General features: G+C 32.7%; 20 protein-coding genes. 19 read left to right on the top strand and 1 reads right to left on the bottom strand.

Annotated features, from left to right (window positions below):
* Positions 1-241: 241 nt before the first annotated feature.
* The 3 genes from ACXQH5_RS01640 (at position 242) to rny (ending at position 4,514) form a co-directional block, all read left to right on the top strand.
* Positions 242-1,393, top strand: coding sequence for a CinA family nicotinamide mononucleotide deamidase-related protein (locus ACXQH5_RS01640; RefSeq protein WP_000020366.1), 1,152 nt, complete (start codon positions 242-244; stop codon positions 1,391-1,393).
* Positions 1,394-1,557: 164 nt separating this feature from the next.
* Positions 1,558-2,601, top strand: a complete 1,044-nt coding sequence (recA, locus tag ACXQH5_RS01635) for a recombinase RecA (RefSeq protein ID WP_000368166.1) — start codon at positions 1,558-1,560, stop codon at positions 2,599-2,601.
* 353 nt (positions 2,602-2,954) lie between these two features.
* Positions 2,955-4,514 carry a ribonuclease Y gene (gene rny, locus ACXQH5_RS01630; RefSeq protein ID WP_001050913.1) on the top strand — a complete coding sequence of 520 codons (1,560 nt, stop codon included), beginning with the start codon at positions 2,955-2,957 and terminating at the stop codon, positions 4,512-4,514.
* Positions 4,515-4,810: 296 nt separating this feature from the next.
* Here rny and ACXQH5_RS01625 read toward each other — a convergent pair whose 3' ends face one another.
* The gene (locus ACXQH5_RS01625) at positions 4,811-5,026 is read right to left on the bottom strand and encodes a hypothetical protein (RefSeq protein ID WP_000026308.1); all 216 of its coding nucleotides are present in this window, start codon (positions 5,024-5,026) and stop codon (positions 4,811-4,813) included.
* A 173-nt stretch (positions 5,027-5,199) separates the two neighbouring features.
* Between ACXQH5_RS01625 and ACXQH5_RS01620 the strand changes: the two genes are divergently transcribed.
* The 16 genes from ACXQH5_RS01620 to hfq all read left to right on the top strand — a co-directional run bounded on the left by ACXQH5_RS01620 (position 5,200) and on the right by hfq (position 24,218).
* On the top strand, positions 5,200-5,997 hold the full coding sequence (locus tag ACXQH5_RS01620; protein ID WP_001222105.1) for a TIGR00282 family metallophosphoesterase: 798 nt from the start codon (positions 5,200-5,202) through the stop codon (positions 5,995-5,997).
* 139 nt (positions 5,998-6,136) lie between these two features.
* Positions 6,137-7,897 (top strand): 2-oxoacid:acceptor oxidoreductase subunit alpha, encoded by a 1,761-nt coding sequence (locus tag ACXQH5_RS01615; protein WP_000804338.1) that lies wholly within the window; start codon positions 6,137-6,139, stop codon positions 7,895-7,897.
* Positions 7,898-8,764 (top strand): 2-oxoacid:ferredoxin oxidoreductase subunit beta, encoded by an 867-nt coding sequence (locus tag ACXQH5_RS01610; RefSeq protein WP_000190137.1) that lies wholly within the window; start codon positions 7,898-7,900, stop codon positions 8,762-8,764.
* A gap of 94 nt (positions 8,765-8,858) precedes the next feature.
* On the top strand, positions 8,859-9,152 hold the full coding sequence (locus ACXQH5_RS01605; RefSeq protein WP_000655666.1) for a thiamine-binding protein: 294 nt from the start codon (positions 8,859-8,861) through the stop codon (positions 9,150-9,152).
* A 133-nt stretch (positions 9,153-9,285) separates the two neighbouring features.
* Positions 9,286-10,830 (top strand): tRNA (N6-isopentenyl adenosine(37)-C2)-methylthiotransferase MiaB, encoded by a 1,545-nt coding sequence (gene miaB / locus ACXQH5_RS01600; protein ID WP_001001522.1) that lies wholly within the window; start codon positions 9,286-9,288, stop codon positions 10,828-10,830.
* Positions 10,831-11,196, top strand: coding sequence for a RicAFT regulatory complex protein RicA family protein (locus tag ACXQH5_RS01595; protein ID WP_000282386.1), 366 nt, complete (start codon positions 10,831-10,833; stop codon positions 11,194-11,196). It begins immediately after the preceding gene.
* Between the two features lie 26 nt (positions 11,197-11,222).
* Positions 11,223-11,714 (top strand): energy coupling factor transporter S component ThiW, encoded by a 492-nt coding sequence (gene thiW / locus ACXQH5_RS01590; protein ID WP_000842276.1) that lies wholly within the window; start codon positions 11,223-11,225, stop codon positions 11,712-11,714.
* Positions 11,715-12,016: 302 nt separating this feature from the next.
* Entirely contained in the window at positions 12,017-14,635 is a 2,619-nt protein-coding gene (gene mutS / locus ACXQH5_RS01585; RefSeq protein ID WP_458066451.1) for a DNA mismatch repair protein MutS, read from the top strand.
* A gap of 12 nt (positions 14,636-14,647) precedes the next feature.
* A complete protein-coding gene (gene mutL, locus ACXQH5_RS01580; RefSeq protein WP_000516254.1) occupies positions 14,648-16,657 on the top strand; it encodes a DNA mismatch repair endonuclease MutL in 2,010 nt (669 codons plus the stop codon).
* 5 nt (positions 16,658-16,662) lie between these two features.
* The gene (locus ACXQH5_RS01575; RefSeq protein ID WP_001077635.1) at positions 16,663-17,205 is read left to right on the top strand and encodes a glycerol-3-phosphate responsive antiterminator; all 543 of its coding nucleotides are present in this window, start codon (positions 16,663-16,665) and stop codon (positions 17,203-17,205) included.
* Positions 17,206-17,678: 473 nt separating this feature from the next.
* Positions 17,679-18,497: an MIP/aquaporin family protein gene (locus ACXQH5_RS01570; protein ID WP_001103747.1), complete on the top strand. Its 819-nt coding sequence runs from the start codon at positions 17,679-17,681 to the stop codon at positions 18,495-18,497.
* 128 nt (positions 18,498-18,625) lie between these two features.
* Positions 18,626-20,122, top strand: coding sequence for a glycerol kinase GlpK (gene glpK / locus ACXQH5_RS01565; RefSeq protein ID WP_000417378.1), 1,497 nt, complete (start codon positions 18,626-18,628; stop codon positions 20,120-20,122).
* Positions 20,123-20,280: 158 nt separating this feature from the next.
* Positions 20,281-21,954 carry a glycerol-3-phosphate dehydrogenase/oxidase gene (locus ACXQH5_RS01560; RefSeq protein WP_001218607.1) on the top strand — a complete coding sequence of 558 codons (1,674 nt, stop codon included), beginning with the start codon at positions 20,281-20,283 and terminating at the stop codon, positions 21,952-21,954.
* Positions 21,955-22,102: 148 nt separating this feature from the next.
* Positions 22,103-23,017, top strand: coding sequence for an alpha/beta fold hydrolase (locus ACXQH5_RS01555; protein WP_000136943.1), 915 nt, complete (start codon positions 22,103-22,105; stop codon positions 23,015-23,017).
* A gap of 17 nt (positions 23,018-23,034) precedes the next feature.
* On the top strand, positions 23,035-23,970 hold the full coding sequence (gene miaA / locus ACXQH5_RS01550) for a tRNA (adenosine(37)-N6)-dimethylallyltransferase MiaA (protein ID WP_001813266.1): 936 nt from the start codon (positions 23,035-23,037) through the stop codon (positions 23,968-23,970).
* Positions 23,971-23,984: 14 nt separating this feature from the next.
* Positions 23,985-24,218: an RNA chaperone Hfq gene (gene hfq / locus ACXQH5_RS01545; protein ID WP_000561359.1), complete on the top strand. Its 234-nt coding sequence runs from the start codon at positions 23,985-23,987 to the stop codon at positions 24,216-24,218.
* Positions 24,219-24,234 lie beyond the last annotated feature (16 nt).

Here is a 24,234-nt window from a genome sequence, read left to right as displayed (position 1 = left end):
AATTCTCTGTGTTGGGGCCCCTGACTAGAATTGAAAAAAGCTTGTTACAAGCGTATTTTCGTTCAGTCAACTTCTGCCAATATAACTTTGTAGAGCATTGAACATTGATTTATGTCTCAGGCTCTTGTTCATTTTATTAGGAAAATGTGTTGTAGCATCTGATACATTGAATCTAAAATTGATGTGAATTTTTAAATGGAATACATGAAAAAAAGAATTAAACGATACAAGGGGGATACAAATGTCAATTGCCATTATTGCTGTAGGCTCAGAACTATTGCTAGGTCAAATCGCTAATACCAACGGACAATTTCTATCTAAAGTATTTAATGAAATTGGACAAAATGTATTAGAACATAAAGTTATTGGAGATAATAAAAAACGTTTAGAATCAAGTGTACGTCATGCGTTAGAAAAATATGATACTGTTATTTTAACAGGTGGATTAGGTCCTACGAAAGATGATTTAACGAAGCATACAGTGGCCCAGATTGTTAGTAAAGATTTAGTTATTGATGAGCCTTCTTTAAAATATATTGAAAGCTATTTTGAGGAACAAGGACAAGAAATGACACCTAATAATAAACAACAGGCTTTAGTAATTGAAGGTTCAACTGTATTAGCAAATCATCATGGCATGGCTCCAGGAATGATGGTGAATTTTGAAAACAAACAAATTATTTTATTACCAGGTCCACCGAAAGAAATGCAACCAATGGTAAAAAATGAATTGTTGTCACATTTTATAAACCATAAACGAATTATACACTCTGAACTATTAAGATTTGCTGGAATAGGTGAATCTAAAGTAGAAACAGTATTAATAGATCTTATCGATAAACAGACTAATCCTACGATTGCGCCTTTGGCAGGAAGTCATGAAGTATATATTAGATTGACTGCAAATGCCGACTCAAAAGAACAAGCACAATCATTGATTCAACCTGTTAAGCAAGAAATTCTTGATCGTATTGGAGAATATTATTATGGTTCAGATGACACATTAATTGAGCAAGCTGTAATAAAGAAAATTCATGAACCTTTTGTAATATATGATGGTATTACTAATGGTGCTTTATATCATCGATTGAAAGAAGTGGATTTAAACGATGTTCTAAAGGGTATGATTAATCACAATGAAAACTTTGTTGATATTAATAAACCTATTGAGCAGCAATTAAAAGATGCAGTGCAATTTGTTAATAAATTATTTAATGTGCCATCAGCAATTATTCTATTAGAGTATGATGGTGTAGTCTATATAGGCTATGATAATAACTTAGAATTTAAAACTGAGCAATTTAAAATGTCTAAATCTAGAAATTTATTAAAGAACAGAAGTCAAAATTATGCGCTTATAAGATTATTAAATTGGCTTAGAACAACAAATTAATTGTATTATCGATAAAAATATAAGTACGTTTGTTCGTTTTTGTGTTTTGATTTCAAGATTTTATACGAACAAATATTCGCAAAACACTTGTATTTTATTTTGAATCCTTGTATAGTATTGGTAAGATAATTAAAAGATAGCAATTTCAATTAGGAGGTCTCGCTTTGGATAACGATCGTCAAAAAGCTTTAGATACAGTAATTAAAAATATGGAGAAATCTTTCGGTAAAGGTGCCGTAATGAAGTTGGGTGACAATATAGGTCGCCGAGTTTCAACTACATCAACTGGTTCAGTTACATTAGATAATGCGCTAGGTGTAGGTGGCTATCCTAAAGGACGAATTATTGAAATTTATGGTCCTGAAAGTTCTGGTAAGACAACAGTAGCGCTTCACGCTATTGCTGAAGTACAAAGTAATGGCGGGGTGGCAGCATTTATCGATGCTGAACATGCTTTAGATCCAGAATATGCTCAAGCATTAGGCGTAGATATCGATAATTTATATTTATCGCAACCGGATCATGGTGAACAAGGTCTTGAAATCGCCGAAGCATTTGTTAGAAGTGGTGCAGTTGATATTGTAGTTGTAGACTCAGTTGCTGCTTTAACACCTAAAGCTGAAATTGAAGGAGAAATGGGAGACACTCACGTTGGTTTACAAGCTCGTTTAATGTCACAAGCGTTACGTAAACTTTCAGGTGCTATTTCTAAATCAAATACAACTGCTATTTTCATCAACCAAATTCGTGAAAAAGTTGGTGTTATGTTCGGTAATCCAGAGACTACACCAGGTGGACGTGCTTTAAAATTCTATAGTTCAGTAAGACTAGAAGTACGTCGTGCAGAACAGCTTAAACAAGGACAAGAAATTGTAGGTAATAGAACTAAAATTAAAGTCGTTAAAAATAAAGTGGCACCACCATTTAGAGTAGCTGAAGTTGATATTATGTATGGACAAGGTATTTCTAAAGAGGGTGAACTTATTGATTTAGGTGTTGAAAACGACATCGTTGATAAATCAGGAGCATGGTATTCTTACAATGGCGAACGAATGGGTCAAGGTAAGGAAAATGTTAAAATGTACTTGAAAGAAAACCCACAAATTAAAGAAGAAATTGATCGTAAATTGAGAGAAAAATTAGGTATATCTGATGGTGATGTTGAAGAAACAGAAGATGCACCAAAGTCATTATTTGACGAAGAATAGTACACAAATTTATATCTATAGTTAAACTTAGCAAATATCCTTATAGGATTGATTGAAAGTGATATTCATCTCATAAAGCTGGAATAATATCTAACTTTATGGGATGCACTTCAAATCGAGACTATAAGGTTTTTTATTTTATTTATTATTACATTATCAATAGTTTTATAATCGAGCTTCAAAACTTTAGAAAATAGTAGAAATAGCATTCAATATAGTGCAAAAGTGCAAATTGATAACTTGACACTTATCTCCTATAAACCGTACAATTAATTTGTATGATTTATATATAATTTCATAAAGTCATATTGAATTTCATATAAAGAGCAAACCCTAGAAAAGGAGGTGTTTGTGTGAATTTATTAAGCCTCCTACTCATTTTGCTGGGGATCATTCTAGGAGTTGTTGGAGGGTATGTTGTTGCCCGAAATTTGTTGCTTCAAAAGCAATCACAAGCTAGACAAACTGCCGAAGATATTGTAAATCAAGCACATAAAGAAGCTGACAATATCAAAAAAGAGAAATTACTTGAGGCAAAAGAAGAAAACCAAATCCTAAGAGAACAAACTGAAGCAGAACTACGTGAAAGACGTAGCGAACTTCAAAGACAAGAAACCCGACTTCTTCAAAAAGAAGAAAACTTAGAGCGTAAATCTGATCTATTAGATAAAAAAGATGAGATTTTAGAGCAAAAAGAATCAAAAATTGAAGAAAAACAACAACAAGTAGATGCAAAAGAGAGTAGTGTTCAAACGTTAATAATGAAGCATGAACAAGAATTAGAACGCATCTCCGGTCTCACTCAAGAAGAAGCTATTAATGAGCAACTTCAAAGAGTAGAGGAAGAACTGTCACAAGATATTGCAGTACTTGTTAAAGAAAAAGAAAAAGAAGCTAAAGAAAAAGTTGATAAAACAGCAAAAGAATTATTAGCTACAGCAGTACAAAGATTAGCAGCAGATCACACAAGTGAATCAACGGTATCAGTAGTTAACTTACCTAATGATGAGATGAAAGGTCGAATCATTGGACGAGAAGGACGAAACATCCGCACACTTGAAACTTTAACTGGCATTGATTTAATTATTGATGACACACCAGAAGCAGTTATATTATCTGGTTTTGATCCAATAAGAAGAGAAATTGCTAGAACAGCACTTGTTAACTTAGTATCTGATGGACGTATTCATCCAGGTAGAATTGAAGATATGGTCGAAAAAGCTAGAAAAGAAGTAGACGATATTATTAGAGAAGCAGGTGAACAAGCTACATTTGAAGTGAACGCACATAATATGCATCCTGACTTAGTAAAAATTGTAGGGCGTTTAAACTATCGTACAAGTTACGGTCAAAATGTACTTAAACATTCAATTGAAGTTGCGCATCTTGCTAGTATGTTAGCTGCTGAGCTAGGCGAAGATGAGACATTAGCGAAACGAGCTGGACTTTTACATGATGTTGGTAAAGCAATTGATCATGAAGTAGAAGGTAGTCATGTTGAAATCGGTGTAGAATTAGCGAAAAAATATGGTGAAAATGAAACAGTTATTAATGCAATCCATTCTCACCATGGTGATGTTGAACCTACATCTATTATATCTATCCTTGTTGCTGCGGCAGATGCATTGTCTGCGGCTCGTCCAGGTGCAAGAAAAGAAACATTAGAGAATTATATTCGTCGATTAGAACGTTTAGAAACGTTATCAGAAAGTTATGATGGTGTAGAAAAAGCATTTGCGATTCAGGCAGGTAGAGAAATCCGAGTGATTGTATCTCCTGAAGAAATTGATGATTTAAAATCTTATCGATTGGCTAGAGATATTAAAAATCAGATTGAAGATGAATTACAATATCCTGGTCATATCAAGGTGACAGTTGTTCGAGAGACTAGAGCAGTAGAATATGCGAAATAATTTTTGTCTCCCTCACAAATTAGTGAGGGAGCTTTTTTCAGTTGTAGTCTCAATCTAGTTAGACAGCACTTTATTGGTAATAACTATATAAAACAGTAGTTATTTGAAAGTAAGACGGACCTTATATTAAATAAGAAGTTATTGCTTTTAATAAAAATGCTTTAGGCTTCATAATTACTATATTTATATTATGTAAACCTATAAAGATGATTGCTTTTCTATCCAATAAAAAAGAAGAGAAGATGTAACACATCTTCTCTTCTGTAATATTAATTAGGATTTATTTCTAAGTTGAGTTATTTTAATTGTAAATCTGTTTTCTTTAATTCTTTTATAACTTCTGCAGTATCATAACAATTTGTTGCAATTGTTGAATATCTCTCTGCTAAACGATATGCATTAATGTAAAGCTTTAAACTTTCTTTAGCTATATCCTCTGCATCTTCGAATTTTGATGGGTTAGACATAACCACTAATTCTGCAAATTTTTCTGGATCAATATTAATAGACATGTATTTATTTACAACTCCTATTTATTTTGATGTCTTAATACTAACATATTGAAGTTTTCAGACAAAGTAATGTCTCTTTATAATTGAAGAAAAATAATTCAAAGAATTTAATATTTACTTTAAATATTAGAACGTATGAATTAAACTAGTATTTATGAGAGGATGAACAAAACATGAGAATAATGTTTATAGGGGATATCGTAGGTAAAATTGGACGAGACGCAATTGAAACGTACATACCTCAACTGAAGCAAAAGTATAAACCAACAGTTACAATTGTAAATGCTGAAAATGCAGCACATGGTAAAGGTTTGACTGAAAAAATATATAAACAATTACTAAGAAATGGTGTAGATTTCATGACTATGGGTAATCACACATATGGTCAACGTGAAATTTATGATTTTATAGATGAAGCAAAACGACTAGTAAGACCAGCGAATTTTCCGGATGAAGCGCCGGGAATTGGTATGAGATTTATACAAATTAATGATATTAAACTTGCAGTTATTAATCTGCAAGGAAGAGCGTTTATGCCAGATATTGATGATCCTTTTAAAAAGGCAGATCAATTAGTCAAGGAAGCACAAGAACAAACTCCGTTTATATTTGTTGATTTTCATGCAGAAACAACTTCTGAAAAGTATGCAATGGGATGGCATTTAGATGGTAGAGCTAGCGCTGTTGTTGGAACGCATACACACATTCAAACTGCAGATGAACGTATTTTACCAAAGGGGACAGGGTATATAACGGATGTTGGTATGACAGGCTTTTATGACGGCATTTTAGGAATAAATAAAACAGAGGTAATTGAGCGTTTTATCACTAGTTTGCCACAAAGACATGTTGTTCCAAATGAAGGTAGAAGTGTATTATCTGGTGTTGTTATTGATTTGGACAAAGAAGGTAAAACAAAGCACATCGAACGTATATTGATAAATGATGACCATCCATTTTCAACATTTTAAAATTACGTAAGTAAACATTCGAATCGGACCCTATCGTCCATTAGTATGAATTTAATATAGTACCACTGTTTACATAGTAAATCGGTGGTTCTTTTTGTTATCATTTAATATGAAATATATCCATAGGAGGCATATAACTATGAAACCACAATTATCGTGGAAAGTTGGCGGTCAACAAGGCGAAGGTATTGAATCAACTGGGGAAATCTTCGCTACGGCTATGAATAGAAAAGGATATTATTTATATGGATATAGACATTTTTCAAGTCGTATCAAAGGTGGACATACGAATAATAAAATTAGAGTTTCTACGACGCCTGTTCATGCAATTAGTGATGATTTAGATATTTTGATTGCATTTGACCAAGAAACAATTGATGTTAACCATCATGAAATGAGAGAAGACAGTATCATTTTAGCTGATGCCAAGGCTAAACCTGTGAAACCAGAAGGATGTCATGCACAGCTTATTGAATTATCTTTTACAGCAACCGCTAAAGAATTAGGTACAGCATTAATGAAAAACATGGTTGCAATAGGTGCTACTAGCGCATTGATGAATTTGAATACAAATACATTTGAAGAACTTATTACTAATATGTTTTCTAAAAAAGGTGACAAGGTAGTTGAAGTCAATATCCAAGCATTAAACGAAGGTTATCAATTAATGCAATCCCGCTTACCTGAAATCGACGGGGACTTTGAATTAGAGTCAACAGATGCACTACCACATCTATATATGATTGGTAACGATGCCATTGGATTAGGTGCAATTGCTGCAGGTTCACAATTTATGGCGGCATATCCTATTACACCTGCGTCTGAAGTTATGGAATATATGATTGCCAATATATCTAAAGTAAACGGAGCGGTTATTCAAACAGAAGATGAAATTGCTGCTGTAACTATGGCTATTGGTGCAAATTATGGTGGAGTCAGAGCGTTTACGGCTAGTGCTGGCCCAGGTTTATCTTTAATGATGGAAGCAATTGGATTATCTGGTATGACTGAAACGCCATTAGTCATTATTAATACCCAACGAGGTGGACCTTCTACTGGATTACCTACGAAACAAGAACAGTCAGATTTAATGCAAATGATTTATGGTACACATGGTGATATTCCAAAAATTGTTGTAGCACCAACTGATGCAGAAGATGCATTTTATTTAACTATGGAATCCTTTAATTTAGCAGAACAATATCAATGCCCTGTTATAGTTTTAAGTGATTTGCAATTATCTTTAGGTAAACAAACTGTTGAAAAATTAGATTATAATCGCATTGAAATTAAACGTGGTGAAATCATTCAATCTGATATTGAACGTGAAGAAGATGATAAAGGTTATTTCAAGCGTTATGCGTTAACATCCAATGGTGTTTCTCCTAGACCTATCCCCGGTGTTAAAGGAGGTATTCATCATATAACTGGTGTGGAACACAATGAAGAAGGTAAACCTAGTGAATCTGCGTCAAATAGACAACAACAAATGGAAAAACGAATGCGTAAAATTGAGCAGTTACTAATTGAATCGCCAGTAGAAGCTAACTTACAACATGAGGATGCAGATATTCTTTATATCGGTTTTATTTCTACAAAAGGTGCAATTCAAGAAGGTAGTAACCGTTTGAATCAACAAGGCATAAAAGTTAACACTATACAAATTAGACAATTGCATCCATTCCCAACAAGCGTTATTCAAGATGCAGTTAATAAAGCGAAGAAAGTCGTTGTAGTGGAACACAATTATCAAGGACAATTGGCTAGTATTATAAAAATGAATGTCAATATTCATGATAAGATTGAAAATTATACAAAGTATGATGGGACACCTTTCCTACCACATGAAATCGAAGAAAAAGGTAAAATAATTGCTACTGAAATAAAGGAGATGGTATAGATGGCGACATTTAAAGATTTTAGAAATAATGTTAAGCCTAACTGGTGCCCTGGATGTGGCGATTTCTCAGTACAAGCTGCAATTCAAAAAGCAGCCGCAAATATAGGGTTAGAACCTGAAGAAGTAGCTATCATCACCGGTATAGGATGTTCTGGCCGTCTTTCAGGATATATTAATTCTTATGGCGTTCATTCTATTCACGGACGTGCATTACCTTTAGCTCAAGGTGTAAAAATGGCGAATAAAGATTTAACTGTTATTGCATCTGGAGGAGATGGTGATGGTTATGCTATAGGTATGGGGCATACAATCCATGCTTTAAGAAGAAATATGAACATGACGTATATAGTCATGGATAATCAAATTTATGGTTTGACAAAGGGACAAACATCGCCGTCATCAGCAGTAGGATTTGTTACTAAAACAACGCCAAAAGGTAATATAGAAAAAAATGTTGCGCCTTTAGAATTAGCATTATCATCTGGTGCCACATTTGTAGCCCAAGGTTTTTCAAGTGATATTAAAGGATTAACAAAACTAATTGAAGATGCAATTAATCATGATGGGTTTTCATTTGTTAATGTCTTTTCACCATGTGTGACTTATAATAAAATTAACACATACGATTGGTTTAAAGAACATTTAACAAGTGTTGATGACATTGAAAACTATGATTCTACAGATAAACAATTAGCGACTAAAACTATTATTGAACATGAATCTTTAGTAACTGGTATTGTTTATCAAGATAAAGAAACACCATCATATGAATCTCAAATTAAAGAATTAGATGATACACCACTTGCTAAAAGAGATATCAAAATTACTGAAGACACGTTCAATGCATTAACTGAACAATTTATTTAATAATTAAAACTGAGTCGTATAAATGTATTTATAACAGATCCATTTATGCTACTCAGTTTTTTTACTATTACAAAAAATAAAGGAGTTTTTAAAAATGAAAGACACATTAATGAGTATACAAATAATTCCTAAAACACCAAACAATGACAATGTTATACCTTACGTAGACGAGGCGATTAAAATAATTGACGAATCTGGTTTGCATTTTAGAGTAGGTCCGTTAGAAACGACAGTACAAGGAAATATGAATGAATGTTTAATTTTAATACAATCATTAAATGAACGAATGGTGGAACTTGAATGTCCAAGTATTATTAGCCAAGTTAAGTTTTATCATGTGCCAGATGGCATCACTATTGAAACTTTAACTGAAAAATATGATGAATAACATTAAAAGTGAAGTAAACTGGATTTGAATTGGCTTGTTAGAGATGACGTATAACTTTAACTGCTTTTGCACTTTATAGTTAAATTTAATATAATTATTAAATGATACGGGCAAATAGAAAGGATTTTGTAAAGTGAACGAAGAACAAAGAAAAGCAAGTTCTGTAGATGTTTTAGCTGAGAGAGATAAGAAAGCAGAAAAAGATTATAGTAAATATTTTGAACATGTTTATCAACCGCCTAATTTAAAAGAAGCGAAAAAAAGAGGTAAACAAGAAGTTCGTTATAATAGAGATTTCCAAATTGATGAAAAATATCGCGGTATGGGGAACGAGCGTACATTTTTAATTAAAACATATGGATGTCAAATGAATGCACATGACACTGAGGTCATTGCTGGTATACTTGAAGCATTAGGCTATCAAGCAACGACTGATATTAACACTGCAGATGTTATTTTAATTAATACATGTGCGATTAGAGAAAATGCCGAGAACAAAGTGTTTAGTGAAATAGGTAATTTGAAGCATTTGAAGAAAGAACGACCTGATATTTTAATCGGAGTTTGTGGTTGTATGTCACAAGAAGAGTCAGTAGTGAATAAAATTTTAAAATCGTATCAAAATGTAGATATGATATTTGGTACACATAATATTCATCATTTACCAGAAATTTTAGAAGAAGCATACTTATCTAAAGCAATGGTTGTTGAAGTATGGTCTAAAGAAGGAGACGTTATTGAAAATCTTCCAAAAGTCCGTGAAGGCAACATTAAAGCATGGGTCAATATTATGTATGGTTGTGATAAGTTTTGTACATATTGTATTGTTCCATTTACAAGAGGTAAAGAACGAAGCCGTAGACCTGAAGACATTATAGATGAAGTACGTGAACTTGCTCGTGAAGGTTACAAAGAAATAACGCTTTTAGGTCAAAATGTAAATTCATACGGTAAAGATTTACAGGATATAGAATATGACTTAGGAGATCTTTTACAAGCAATTTCTAAAATAGCGATTCCAAGAGTTCGTTTCACAACAAGTCATCCTTGGGACTTCACAGATCACATGATTGATGTTATTTCAGAGGGCGGTAATATCGTTCCTCATATCCACTTGCCAGTTCAATCTGGAAATAATGCAGTATTAAAAATAATGGGTAGAAAATATACACGAGAAAGTTATTTGGATTTAGTAAAACGAATCAAAGATAGAATTCCAAATGTAGCATTAACTACAGATATTATTGTAGGTTATCCAAATGAATCAGAGGAACAATTTGAAGAAACTTTAACTTTATATGATGAAGTTGGTTTTGAACATGCATATACGTATTTGTATTCACAACGTGATGGTACGCCTGCTGCTAAAATGAAAGATAATGTACCTTTAGATGTCAAAAAGGAACGATTGCAACGTTTGAATAAAAAAGTTGGTCATTATTCACAAATAGCTATGAGTAAGTACGAAGGACAAACTGTAACAGTACTTTGTGAAGGTAGTAGTAAAAAAGATGATCAGGTTCTTGCTGGCTACACCGATAAAAATAAGTTAGTTAATTTTAAAGCGCCTAAAGAAATGATTGGTAAACTAGTGGAAGTACGAATAGATGAAGCTAAACAGTATTCATTAAATGGCAGTTTTGTAAAGCAAGTAGAGCCGGAAATGGTGATTCAATAAATGTATAATAAAGATGACGTGTTGAAACAAGCGGATAATATTGCAAATAAAATTAAAAATTTGGATACTATCAAAACATATCAACAAATTGAAGCACAGATTCATCAGAACCAAACGATAAAGACTAAAATGGATATGTTAAAAAAGCATCAAAAACAAGCAGTAAACTTTCAAAATTACGGGAAACAAAATGCGCTAGAACAGTCGGAACATACCATTCAAAGTATAGAAGCAGAAATAAATACATTGCCCATAGTTGAACAGTTTCAAACTTCACAATATGAAGCGAATCAATTATTGAAAATGTTTGTATCAACAATGGAAACACGTTTAAATGACCATAATAAAGCCAAACATAGTGATTAATTACAAACAAAAAGGAGAACAATCATATGAAATCAAGAAAACTGGCTATAACTGCACTTTTAATTGCAATAAATGTTGTATTAAGCAGTATTATCATCATTCCTCTAGGACCAGTTAAGGCAGCACCAGTACAGCATTTTGTAAATGTATTAAGTGCGGTCATAGTAGGTCCTTGGTATGGATTAGCTCAAGCGCTTATATCATCAATTTTAAGAGTTCTTTTTGGAACTGGTACAGCTTTTGCATTTCCGGGTAGTATGATTGGAGTTTTATTGGCTAGTATGTTTTACATATATCGTAAACATATATTCATGGCCGCGGTCGGTGAAGTACTTGGAACTGGTGTCATCGGAAGTTTAATTTGTATACCATTAGCATATTTCCTTGGGCTTCAAGACTTCTTCATTAAACCGTTAATGATTACGTTCATAGTCTCAAGTGCTATCGGATCTATTATAAGTTATTTCTTATTAATTACTCTAAAAAAACGTGGTATTCTTAAAAGGTTTATAAAATAATTTTATGATATATGATTTCAAACAAAGTCATTGTTCATTTTAATATTGAACGCCCTTACTTAATTAAATGTCTTGAATGTTAGAATTTTAATATAATTCTAAACATGCTATTAACACATTTTATTAGGTTTGAGGCGTTTTCTAATACATTTAAGATACTTCGTTATTATATGGTATGAATAGGTTTGTAAAAGTAAGTATGTTAAAATGTATAAGTTAAATAATTAATAATTAGAAAGCTTACAAACGAATATATTGTAAAGACAAATTTTAAAAAGAGACAAGGGTTGTGAAGAAATAATATGTCTAATGTTACACCAATGATGCAGCAATATTTAAAAATAAAATCAGAATACCAAGATTGCTTATTATTTTTTAGACTAGGTGATTTCTATGAAATGTTTTATGAAGATGCCAAGGAGGCATCACGTGTACTTGAAATTACTTTAACTAAAAGAGATGCTAAAAAAGAAAATCCAATTCCGATGTGTGGTGTTCCGTATCATTCTGCAGATAGTTATATAGATACACTTGTTAATAATGGATATAAAGTAGCTATTTGTGAACAGATGGAAGATCCGAAACAAACGAAAGGTATGGTTAGACGTGAGGTAGTAAGAATTGTGACTCCAGGAACTGTGATGGAGCAAGGAGGTGTAGATGATAAACAAAATAACTATATTTTAAGTTTTGTTATGAATCAACCTGAAATTGCGCTTAGTTACTGTGATGTTTCTACTGGCGAATTAAAGGTTACACATTTTAATGATGAAGCGACTTTATTAAATGAAATTACGACGATAAACCCTAACGAAGTTGTTATCAATGACAATATTTCCGATCATTTAAAAAGACAAATTAATATGGTGACAGAAACAATAACAGTCAGGGAAACGTTATCATCTGAAATTTATAGTGTGAATCAAACTGAACATAAATTAATGTATCAAGCGACACAATTATTGCTAGATTATATTCATCATACACAAAAACGTGATTTATCGCATATCGAGGATGTTGTTCAATATGCAGCTATAGATTATATGAAAATGGATTTTTATGCTAAGAGAAACCTTGAGTTAACGGAAAGCATTCGATTAAAATCCAAAAAAGGAACGCTACTTTGGTTGATGGACGAAACGAAAACACCAATGGGAGCACGCCGATTAAAACAATGGATAGATAGACCACTAATAAGTAAAGAACAAATTGAAGCACGATTAGATATCGTTGATGAATTTAGTGCTCATTTCATAGAAAGAGACACCTTAAGAACATATCTTAATCAAGTGTATGATATTGAACGTCTTGTTGGGCGTGTTAGTTACGGAAATGTTAATGCGAGAGATTTAATTCAACTTAAACATTCCATTTCTGAAATACCGAACATTAAAGCATTACTAAATTCTATGAATCAGGATACTCTTGTACATGTTAATCAACTAGAGCCACTTGATGATTTACTTGATATATTAGAACAGAGTTTAGTAGAAGAACCACCAATTTCAGTTAAAGATGGTGGACTATTCAAAGTTGGTTTTAATATGCAATTAGATGAATATCTTGAAGCTTCAAAAAACGGAAAAACATGGTTAGCAGAACTACAAGCAAAAGAAAGACAACGTACAGGAATAAAATCATTGAAAATAAGCTTTAATAAAGTGTTTGGTTATTTTATAGAAATAACACGTGCCAACTTGCAAAATTTTGAACCAAGTGAATTTGGTTATATGAGGAAGCAAACGCTATCGAATGCGGAACGATTTATAACTGATGAACTTAAAGAAAAAGAAGATATCATTTTAGCTGCGGAAGACAAAGCCATTGAATTAGAATATCTATTATTTGTTCAGCTACGTGAAGAAGTTAAAAAATATACTGAACGTTTACAACAACAAGCTAAAATTATTTCAGAGTTAGATTGTTTACAGAGCTTTGCAGAAATTGCTCAAAAATATAATTATACTAGGCCTTCATTTAGTGAAAATAAAACATTAGAATTAGTGGAATCTAGGCACCCAGTAGTGGAAAGAGTAATGGATTATAATGACTATGTGCCTAATAATTGTCGATTAGATAATGAAACATTTATATATTTAATTACAGGTCCGAATATGTCTGGTAAATCGACGTATATGAGACAAGTTGCCATAATTAGCATAATGGCCCAAATGGGAGCTTATGTCCCTTGTAAAGAGGCTGTGTTACCTATATTTGATCAAATATTTACTAGAATAGGTGCGGCAGATGATTTGGTTTCAGGTAAGAGTACGTTTATGGTAGAAATGCTAGAAGCACAAAAGGCATTAACTTATGCAACAGAGGATAGTTTGATTATTTTCGATGAAATTGGACGTGGTACTTCAACGTATGACGGTTTAGCTTTAGCGCAGGCAATGATAGAGTATGTAGCTGAAACATCACATGCTAAAACGTTATTTTCAACACATTATCATGAATTGACAACATTAGATCGAGCATTACCAAGTCTAAAAAATGTTCACGTCGCTGCTAATGAATATAAAGGTGAACTTATATTCTTGCATAAAGTCAAAGATGGTGCAGTTGACGATAGTTATGGTATTCAAGTTGCGAAATTAGCTGATTTACCTGAAAAAGTTATTAGCAGAGCACAAGTGATCCTAAGCGAGTTTGAAGCGTCTGCTGATAAAAAATCATCGATATCAAATTTAAAAATGATCGAAAATGAACCTGAAATTAATCAAGAAAATTCAAACTTAAGTGTTGAAGAAACAACTGATACTTTATCTCAAAAAGACTTTGAACAAGCATCATTTGATTTGTTTGAAAATGATCAAGAAAGCGAGATTGAACTACAAATTAAAAATTTGAATTTATCTAATATGACACCAATTGAGGCATTGGTGAAGTTAAGTGAATTACAAAATCAATTAAAATAGAGGTGTTGCAAAATGGGGAAAATTAAAGAACTCCAAACCTCATTAGCAAATAAAATCGCAGCAGGTGAAGTAGTTGAAAGACCGAGTTCTGTTGTGAAAGAACTGTTGGAAAATGCTATAGATGCAGGCGCTACAGAAATAAGCATTGAAGTAGAGGAATCTGGCGTCCAATCTATTCGCGTAGTCGATAATGGAAGCGGAATTGAAGCGGAAGACTTAGGATTAGTATTTCATAGACATGCGACTAGTAAATTAGATCAAGACGAAGATTTATTTCATATTAGGACATTAGGATTCCGTGGTGAAGCACTAGCCAGTATTTCATCAGTTGCTAAAGTAACATTGAAGACTTGCACGGATAATGCTAATGGAAATGAAATATATGTAGAAAATGGTGAAATATTAAATCATAAGCCTGCAAAAGCGAAAAAAGGAACAGATATACTTGTAGAATCATTGTTTTATAATACACCAGCACGTTTAAAATATATTAAAAGTTTATACACTGAACTAGGTAAAATAACAGATATTGTCAACAGAATGGCAATGAGTCATCCGGACATTCGAATAGCACTCATTTCAGATGGCAAAACAATGTTAAGTACAAATGGTTCAGGACGAACTAATGAAGTGATGGCAGAGATTTATGGGATGAAAGTTGCACGAGATTTAGTACATATATCTGGAGATACAAGTGATTATCACATTGAAGGTTTTGTTGCAAAGCCTGAACATTCTAGAAGTAATAAGCACTATATTTCTATTTTTATTAATGGACGATACATTAAAAACTTTATGCTAAATAAAGCGATTTTAGAAGGCTATCATACACTCTTAACAATAGGTAGGTTCCCGATTTGTTATATTAATATTGAAATGGATCCAATCTTAGTAGACGTAAATGTTCATCCAACAAAACTAGAAGTGCGTTTATCAAAAGAAGAGCAACTATATCAATTGATAGTGAGCAAAATACAAGAAGCATTTAAAGACCGTATATTAATTCCTAAAAATAACTTGGATTATGTGCCGAAAAAAAATAAAGTGTTACATTCATTCGAACAACAAAAAATCGAATTTGAACAAAGACAAAACACAGAGAATAACCAAGAGAAGACGTTTTCATCTGAAGAAAGTAACAGTAAGCCATTTATGGCAGAAAATCAAAACGATGAGATAGTTATAAAAGAAGATTCATATAATCCGTTCGTAACGAAAACATCTGAAAGTTTAATAGCTGATGATGAATCTTCTGGTTATAATAATACACGTGAAAAAGATGAAGACTACTTCAAAAAACAACAAGAAATTTTACAAGAAATGGATCAAACATTTGATTCAAATGACGATGCATCTGTGCAAAATTATGAGAATAAAGCGTCTGATGATTATTATGATGTGAACGATATTAAAGGAACAAAAAGTAAAGACCCAAAACGAAGAATTCCATATATGGAAATTGTTGGCCAAGTACATGGAACGTATATTATTGCTCAAAATGAATTTGGCATGTACATGATTGACCAGCATGCAGCTCAAGAAAGAATAAAATATGAATATTTTCGAGATAAAATAGGTGAAGTTACCAATGAAGTACAAGATTTATTAATCCCGTTAACATTTCATTTTTCAAAAGATGAACAATTAGTCATTGATCAATATAAAAATGAGCTTCAACAAGTAGGTATCATGTTAGAACATTTTGGTGGTCATGATTATATTGTAAGTAGCTATCCAGTTTGGTTCCCTAAAGATGAAGTAGAAGAAATTATTAAAGATATGATTGAGCTAATTTTGGAAGAGAAAAAAGTAGATATCAAAAAATTACGTGAAGATGTAGCAATCATGATGTCATGTAAAAAATCTATTAAAGCGAATCATTATTTACAAAAACATGAAATGTCTGATTTAATTGATCAATTAAGAGAAGCGGAAGATCCATTTACATGTCCACATGGTCGTCCAATTATCATTAATTTTTCAAAATACGAATTAGAAAAATTATTTAAGCGTGTGATGTAGAGAGGATGAATCAAGTGAATAACAACATATTGCCTGCCATAAGAAACATTAAAGATTTAGAGAAACTGATTAAAACAGATTATAAAATGTGTGTGCTTCTAGATATGCATATAGGACATATTAAAAGTATTATGGAATTGCTGAAGCAAAATCATATAGAGTGTTTTATTCATATAGATTTGATAAAAGGTTTAAGTCACGATGAATTTGCAAGTGAATTTATTATTCAGCAATACAAGCCAAAAGGTATTGTATCGACTAAATCTAAAGTAATAAAAAAAGCGAAATCATTAAATACTTTAACGATTTTTAGAGTGTTTATTATTGATAGTCAAGCATTGAAACGCAGTATAGATTTGATAAAAAAAGTTGAACCTGATTTTGTAGAAGTACTTCCAGGTGTTGCGAGTAAAGCGATTCATCATATTCAGAAAGAAACAAACACACAAGTCATTGCAGGTGGCCTAATTAATACAATAGATGAAGTCAATGAAGCTGTTAAAAATGGAGCGAAATATGTAACAACTAGTTATGATAAACTCTGGTGAATCATAAGTCTGCAAAAATTAGATTTTTCACTAGATTTAGTCATATAACATATTAAAAAAGCCGTGTTCATATGGGATATGTAATAAGGAATTTAAGGTATCATACAAAGAATAATTAAATAAAATAATTAGCACCTCTAAAACGATTAAAATCATTAAAGTTATAGAGGTGTTTATTTGTAAAAATGCAAATAGTCATAAAAAATATGGCTGAAGAATGTCATTTAAGCAACTGAACGTCATAGACTATTTAGTGCGTATTGATATTTCTAGTTTTCAAATTAAACTACTTTTATAAAGACTTGAAAAATTAAATTTGACAAAATTTTTACAAAAACCATTGACAACGCTTTCATCTCGATAGTATCATAACAAATATAATAAAAGTTAATACATAGAATAGAGACGGGAGATTTCTACGAGCCAAACTGCTAGTGTAGGAATCTCTTTGTCTTTTTGGGAGGACATTTAATATGAATGTATATTTAGCAGAATTCCTAGGAACTGCAATCTTAATCCTTTTTGGTGGTGGCGTTTGTGCCAATGTCAATTTAAAGAGAAGTGCTGCGAATGGTGCTGATTGGATTGTCATCACAGCTGGATGGGGATTAGCGGTTACAATGGGTGTGTATGCTGTCGGTCAATTCTCAGGTGCACATTTAAACCCAGCGGTGTCTTTAGCTCTTGCATTAGACGGAAGTTTTGATTGGTCATTAGTTCCTGGTTATATTGTTGCTCAAATGTTAGGTGCAATTGTCGGAGCAACGATTGTATGGTTAATGTACTTGCCACATTGGAAAGCGACAGAAGAAGCTGGCGCGAAATTAGGTGTTTTTTCTACAGCACCGGCTATTAAGAATTACTTTGCCAACTTTTTAAGTGAGATTATCGGAACAATGGCATTAACTTTAGGTATTTTATTTATCGGTGTAAACAAAATTGCCGATGGTTTAAATCCTTTAATTGTCGGAGCATTAATTGTTGCAATCGGATTAAGTTTAGGCGGTGCTACTGGTTATGCAATCAACCCAGCACGTGATTTAGGTCCGAGAATTGCACATGCGATTTTACCAATAGCTGGTAAAGGTGGTTCAAATTGGTCATATGCAATCGTTCCTATCTTAGGACCAATTGCCGGTGGTTTATTAGGTGCGGTAGTATACGCTGTATTTTATAAACATACATTTAATATTGGTTGTGCAATTGCAATTGTTGTAGTTATTATTACTTTGATTTTAGGTTACATTTTAAATAAATCATCAAAAAAAGGTGATATCGAATCAATTTACTAAAATAAAAAGAAACGTAAATAGCATAATTTAACATGTTTGATTCATGGATTATGCTATTTTTTCGCCAAAATTTAACAGATTTTGTACAATGGGTTAGCGATTATTTTTTAATAAAGGAGATACTACAAATGGAAAAATATATTTTATCTATAGACCAAGGAACAACAAGCTCAAGAGCGATTTTATTCAATCAAAAAGGGGAAATTGCAGGGGTAGCACAACGTGAGTTTAAGCAATATTTTCCACAATCAGGTTGGGTTGAACATGATGCAAATGAAATTTGGACATCTGTGTTAGCTGTAATGACGGAAGTAATTAATGAAAATGATGTTAGAGCTGATCAAATTGCAGGTATCGGTATTACAAACCAACGCGAAACAACGGTTGTTTGGGACAAACATACTGGCCGCCCAATTTATCACGCAATTGTTTGGCAATCACGTCAAACACAATCAATTTGTTCAGAATTAAAACAACAAGGATATGAACAAACATTTAGAGATAAGACAGGATTGCTTTTAGATCCGTATTTTGCAGGTACAAAAGTTAAATGGATTCTAGACAATGTTGAAGGTGCACGAGAAAAAGCAGAAAATGGCGATCTATTATTTGGAACGATTGATACTTGGTTAGTATGGAAATTATCAGGAAAAGCTGCGCATATTACTGATTATTCAAATGCGAGTCGTACTTTAATGTTTAATATCCATGATTTAGAATGGGACGATGAGTTATTAGAACTACTTACAGTACCTAAAAATATGTTGCCAGAAGTTAAACCTTCAAGTGAAGTATATGGTAAGACAATTGATTACCACTTCTATGGTCAAGAAGTACCAATCGCTGGTGTAGCTGGTGATCAACAAGCAGCATTATTTGGACAAGCTTGCTTCGAACGTGGTGACGTGAAAAACACATATGGAACTGGTGGCTTCATGTTAATGAATACAGGTGACAAAGCGGTTAAATCTGAAAGTGGTTTATTAACAACAATTGCTTATGGTATTGATGGAAAAGTAAATTATGCGCTTGAAGGCTCAATCTTTGTTTCGGGTTCAGCAATCCAATGGTTACGTGATGGATTAAGAATGATTAATTCAGCACCACAATCAGAAAGTTATGCGACACGAGTTGACTCTACTGAGGGTGTTTATGTTGTTCCAGCTTTTGTAGGTTTAGGAACACCATATTGGGATTCTGAAGCACGTGGTGCGATTTTCGGTTTAACACGTGGAACTGAAAAAGAGCACTTTATCCGTGCAACTTTAGAATCATTATGTTACCAAACTCGTGACGTTATGGAAGCAATGTCAAAAGACTCTGGTATTGATGTCCAAAGTTTACGTGTCGATGGTGGTGCAGTTAAAAATAACTTTATTATGCAGTTCCAAGCAGACATTGTTAATACTTCTGTTGAAAGACCTGAAATTCAAGAAACTACAGCTTTAGGTGCTGCATATTTAGCAGGTTTAGCAGTTGGATTCTGGGAGAGTAAAGATGATATCGCTAAAAACTGGAAATTAGAAGAAAAATTCGATCCGAAAATGGATGAATGCGAAAGAGAAAAATTATATAGAGGTTGGAAAAAAGCTGTTGAAGCAACACAAGTTTTTAAAACAGAATAAACATGTAGATTAGACTTTTGTATAAACATTGTGATACAATCAATTTAAGTTAATATTTGAATCGAGAAACGAGAGATTTGTTCGAACATGTACAATTGAAGGATTGTTTATGTGGGACAAGTCTCTCGTTTTTACATTTTTTTAGGAGGCGTTTTGGAATGGCATTGTCTACTTTTAAGAGAGAATATATTAAAAAGAATTTAAGAAATGATGAATATGATTTAGTAATTATTGGTGGCGGTATTACAGGTGCAGGTATTGCACTAGACGCGAGTGAAAGAGGAATGAAAGTTGCATTAGTTGAAATGCAAGACTTTGCACAAGGAACAAGCTCAAGATCTACAAAATTAGTCCATGGTGGTTTACGTTACTTAAAACAATTCCAAATTGGAGTAGTTGCCGAAACTGGTAAAGAACGTGCGATTGTTTATGAAAATGGGCCTCATGTTACGACTCCAGAGTGGATGCTTTTACCAATGCATAAAGGTGGAACATTTGGTAAATTCTCAACATCAATTGGTTTAGGAATGTATGATCGTTTAGCAGGTGTTAAAAAGTCTGAACGTAAAAAAATGTTATCTAAAAAAGAAACTTTAGCTAAAGAACCATTAGTTAAAAAAGAAGGTCTAAAAGGCGGCGGTTACTATGTTGAATATCGTACTGACGATGCGCGTTTAACTATTGAAGTTATGAAGCGTGCTGCTGAAAAAGGCGCAGAAATTATCAACTATACTAAGTCAGAACACTTCACTTATGATAAAAATCAACAAGTAAATGGTGTTACAGTTATAGATAAATTAACTAATGAAAATTATACAATTAAGGCTAAAAAAGTGGTTAATGCAGCAGGTCCATGGGTTGATGATGTTAGAAGTGGTGATTATGCACGCAATAATAAAAAATTACGTTTAACTAAAGGTGTACATGTTGTTATTGATCAATCAAAATTCCCATTAGGTCAAGCAGTATACTTTGATACTGAAAAAGATGGAAGAATGATTTTTGCAATCCCGCGTGAAGGAAAAGCGTATGTAGGTACTACAGATACATTCTATGACAATATCAAATCTTCACCATTAACTACACAAGAAGACAGAGACTATTTAATCGATGCTATTAATTACATGTTCCCTAGTGTTAATGTTACAGATGAAGATATTGAATCAACATGGGCAGGAATTAGACCATTAATTTACGAAGAAGGCAAAGACCCTTCTGAAATCTCTCGTAAGGATGAAATTTGGGAAGGTAAATCAGGTTTATTAACTATTGCAGGTGGTAAATTAACAGGCTATCGTCACATGGCTCAAGACATTGTTGATTTAGTATCTAAACGCTTGAAAAAAGACTACGGTTTAACATTTAGTCCATGTAATACAAAAGGTCTGGCAATTTCAGGTGGCGATGTAGGTGGTAGTAAGAACTTTGATGCGTTTGTAGAGCAAAAAGTAGATGTAGCTAAAGGATTCGGCATTGATGAAGATGTTGCAAGACGTTTAGCATCTAAATATGGTTCAAATGTTGATGAATTGTTCAACATTGCGCAAACATCTCAATACCATGATAGCAAGTTACCATTAGAAATTTATGTAGAACTTGTTTATAGTATTCAACAAGAAATGGTATACAAACCTAACGATTTCTTAGTTCGTCGTTCTGGTAAAATGTACTTCAATATTAAAGATGTATTAGATTATAAAGATAGTATCATAGATATTATGGCTGATATGTTAGACTACTCTCCAGCTCAAATTGAGGCTTATACTGAAGAAGTTGAGCAAGCAATTAAAGAAGCGCAACATGGAAATAATCAACCAGCAGTTAAAGAATAATTAATTTGTACAATCATAAACTGGTGTCCTGTTTTAAGGGCATCAGTTTTTTATATGAGATACATTAGTCAATTGAAACTAGGCATCACTAAATGTATGATAATAATAAAAGCGAATATAAAAACGTTGTTATTAAAGGTGTGAGATGATGACTGAAAAACAATTTAAATTAACTGTACAAGATAATACGAATATTGAAGTTAAAGTGAATTTTACAGACGTAGATTCAAAAGGAATTATTCATATATTTCATGGTATGGCTGAACATATGGAACGTTACGATAAATTAGCACATGCACTTTCAAAGCATGGCTTCGATGTGATACGTCATAATCATCGAGGACATGGTATTAATATTGATGAATCAACAAGAGGGCATTACGATGATATGAAACGAGTTATCGGTGATGCCTTTGAAGTAGCGCAAACAGTGAGAGGCAATGTTGATAAACCTTACATTATAATCGGACATTCAATGGGGTCTGTTATAGCTAGATTGTTTGTAGAAACATATCCGCAATATGTTGATGGTCTAATTTTAAGTGGTACTGGTATGTATCCGTTATGGAAAGGGTTACCAACCGTTAAGGTGTTACAACTGATTGCAAAAATTTATGGTGCTGAGAAACGGGTTGAATGGGTTAACCAGTTAGTATCAAATAGTTTTAATAAAAAAATACGTCCTTTACGTACACAAAGTGATTGGATTTCTAGTAATCCAACTGAAGTAGACAACTTTATTAAAGATCCATATAGTGGATTTAATGTGTCAAATCAATTATTATATCAAACAGCCTATTATATGCTACATACATCACAATTAAAAAATATAAAAGTGTTAAATCATGCCATGCCTATATTATTAGTTTCAGGATATGACGATCCTTTAGGTGATTATGGTAAAGGGATTTTAAAATTGGCGAATATATATAGAAAAGCCGGCATTAAAAATGTTAAAGTTAATCTTTATCATCATAAACGTCATGAAGTGTTATTTGAAAAAGATCATGACAAAATTTGGGAAGACTTGTTTAAATGGTTGAATCAATTTTATAAAAAATAAAGAAAGTGGAATTAAATATGAATAAAAATAAGCCTTTTATTGTAGTAATTGTGGGGCCAACTGCTTCAGGTAAAACAGAGCTTAGCATCGAACTCGCGAAGCGTATCAATGGTGAAATCATAAGCGGTGACTCTATGCAAGTCTACAAGCATATGAATATTGGAACTGCAAAAGTAACACCTGAAGAAATGGATGGTATTCCACATCATTTAATTGATATCTTGAATCCTGATGATACATTTTCAGCATATGAATTCAAGCGATTAGCAGAAGATTTAATTACTGATATAACGAATAGAGGTAAAGTTCCAATCATAGCAGGTGGAACAGGCTTATACATTCAATCATTAATATATAATTATGAATTAGAAGATGAAACAGTTACACCTGCACAATTATCCGTAGTTAAACAAAAGTTATCTGCATTAGAACATTTAGATAATCAGCAACTACACGAATATTTAGCTCAATTTGACGAGGTTTCTGCAAAAAATATTCACCCTAATAACCGTCAAAGAGTATTGCGCGCTATTGAATATTATTTAAAAACAAAAAAACTTTTGAGTAATCGTAAGAAAGTGCAACAATTTACTGAAAATTATGATACATTATTAATAGGGATTGAAATGTCGCGTAAAACATTATATTCAAGAATAAATAAACGTGTTGATATTATGTTGGATCACGGATTATTTAGAGAAGTGCAACAACTTGTTGAACAAGGCTATGAATCTTGCCAAAGTATGCAAGCTATTGGATATAAAGAATTAATACCTGTGATTAACGGACAAATGATTTATGAAGATGCTGTCAATGATTTAAAGCAACATTCACGCCAATATGCAAAACGACAAATGACATGGTTCAAGAATAAAATGAGTGTTCATTGGTTAGATAAAGAAAATATGTCACTTCAAATGATGTTAGATGAGATTACAACCCAGATTAAGTAAAAGGAGTCCGACAGATGATTGCAAACGAAAACATCCAAGACAAAGCACTAGAGAATTTTAAAGCAAACCAAACTGAAGTAACTGTATTCTTTCTAAACGGTTTCCAAATGAAAGGTGTTATTGAAGAATACGACAAGTATGTCGTAAGCTTAAATTCTCAAGGCAAACAACACTTGATTTACAAACATGCGATCAGCACTTATACAGTAGAAACTGAAGGTCAAGAATCTACTGAAAGTGAAGAATAAGTTGTAATCATATGGG

It is taken from the genome of Staphylococcus sp. SA22, assembly GCF_054165785.1.
Note: the sequence above shows the minus strand (reverse complement) of the source record. Positions and strands in the feature narration are given on the sequence as shown.

Bases quoted from the DNA above. Each gene is read 5' to 3' on its own strand.
- ACXQH5_RS01640 (WP_000020366.1), top strand. From the start codon at position 242: ATGTCAATTGCCATTATTGCTGTAGGCTCAGAACTATTGCTAGGTCAA.
- ACXQH5_RS01625 (WP_000026308.1), bottom strand. From the start codon at position 5,026: ATGTCTATTAATATTGATCCAGAAAAATTTGCAGAATTAGTGGTTATG.
- ACXQH5_RS01620 (WP_001222105.1), top strand. From the start codon at position 5,200: ATGAGAATAATGTTTATAGGGGATATCGTAGGTAAAATTGGACGAGAC.
- ACXQH5_RS01615 (WP_000804338.1), top strand. From the start codon at position 6,137: ATGAAACCACAATTATCGTGGAAAGTTGGCGGTCAACAAGGCGAAGGT.
- ACXQH5_RS01610 (WP_000190137.1), top strand. From the start codon at position 7,898: ATGGCGACATTTAAAGATTTTAGAAATAATGTTAAGCCTAACTGGTGC.
- ACXQH5_RS01605 (WP_000655666.1), top strand. From the start codon at position 8,859: ATGAAAGACACATTAATGAGTATACAAATAATTCCTAAAACACCAAAC.
- ACXQH5_RS01595 (WP_000282386.1), top strand. From the start codon at position 10,831: ATGTATAATAAAGATGACGTGTTGAAACAAGCGGATAATATTGCAAAT.
- thiW (WP_000842276.1), top strand. From the start codon at position 11,223: ATGAAATCAAGAAAACTGGCTATAACTGCACTTTTAATTGCAATAAAT.
- mutS (WP_458066451.1), top strand. From the start codon at position 12,017: ATGTCTAATGTTACACCAATGATGCAGCAATATTTAAAAATAAAATCA.
- mutL (WP_000516254.1), top strand. From the start codon at position 14,648: ATGGGGAAAATTAAAGAACTCCAAACCTCATTAGCAAATAAAATCGCA.
- ACXQH5_RS01575 (WP_001077635.1), top strand. From the start codon at position 16,663: ATGAATCAAGTGAATAACAACATATTGCCTGCCATAAGAAACATTAAA.
- ACXQH5_RS01570 (WP_001103747.1), top strand. From the start codon at position 17,679: ATGAATGTATATTTAGCAGAATTCCTAGGAACTGCAATCTTAATCCTT.
- glpK (WP_000417378.1), top strand. From the start codon at position 18,626: ATGGAAAAATATATTTTATCTATAGACCAAGGAACAACAAGCTCAAGA.
- ACXQH5_RS01560 (WP_001218607.1), top strand. From the start codon at position 20,281: ATGGCATTGTCTACTTTTAAGAGAGAATATATTAAAAAGAATTTAAGA.
- ACXQH5_RS01555 (WP_000136943.1), top strand. From the start codon at position 22,103: ATGACTGAAAAACAATTTAAATTAACTGTACAAGATAATACGAATATT.
- miaA (WP_001813266.1), top strand. From the start codon at position 23,035: ATGAATAAAAATAAGCCTTTTATTGTAGTAATTGTGGGGCCAACTGCT.
- hfq (WP_000561359.1), top strand. From the start codon at position 23,985: ATGATTGCAAACGAAAACATCCAAGACAAAGCACTAGAGAATTTTAAA.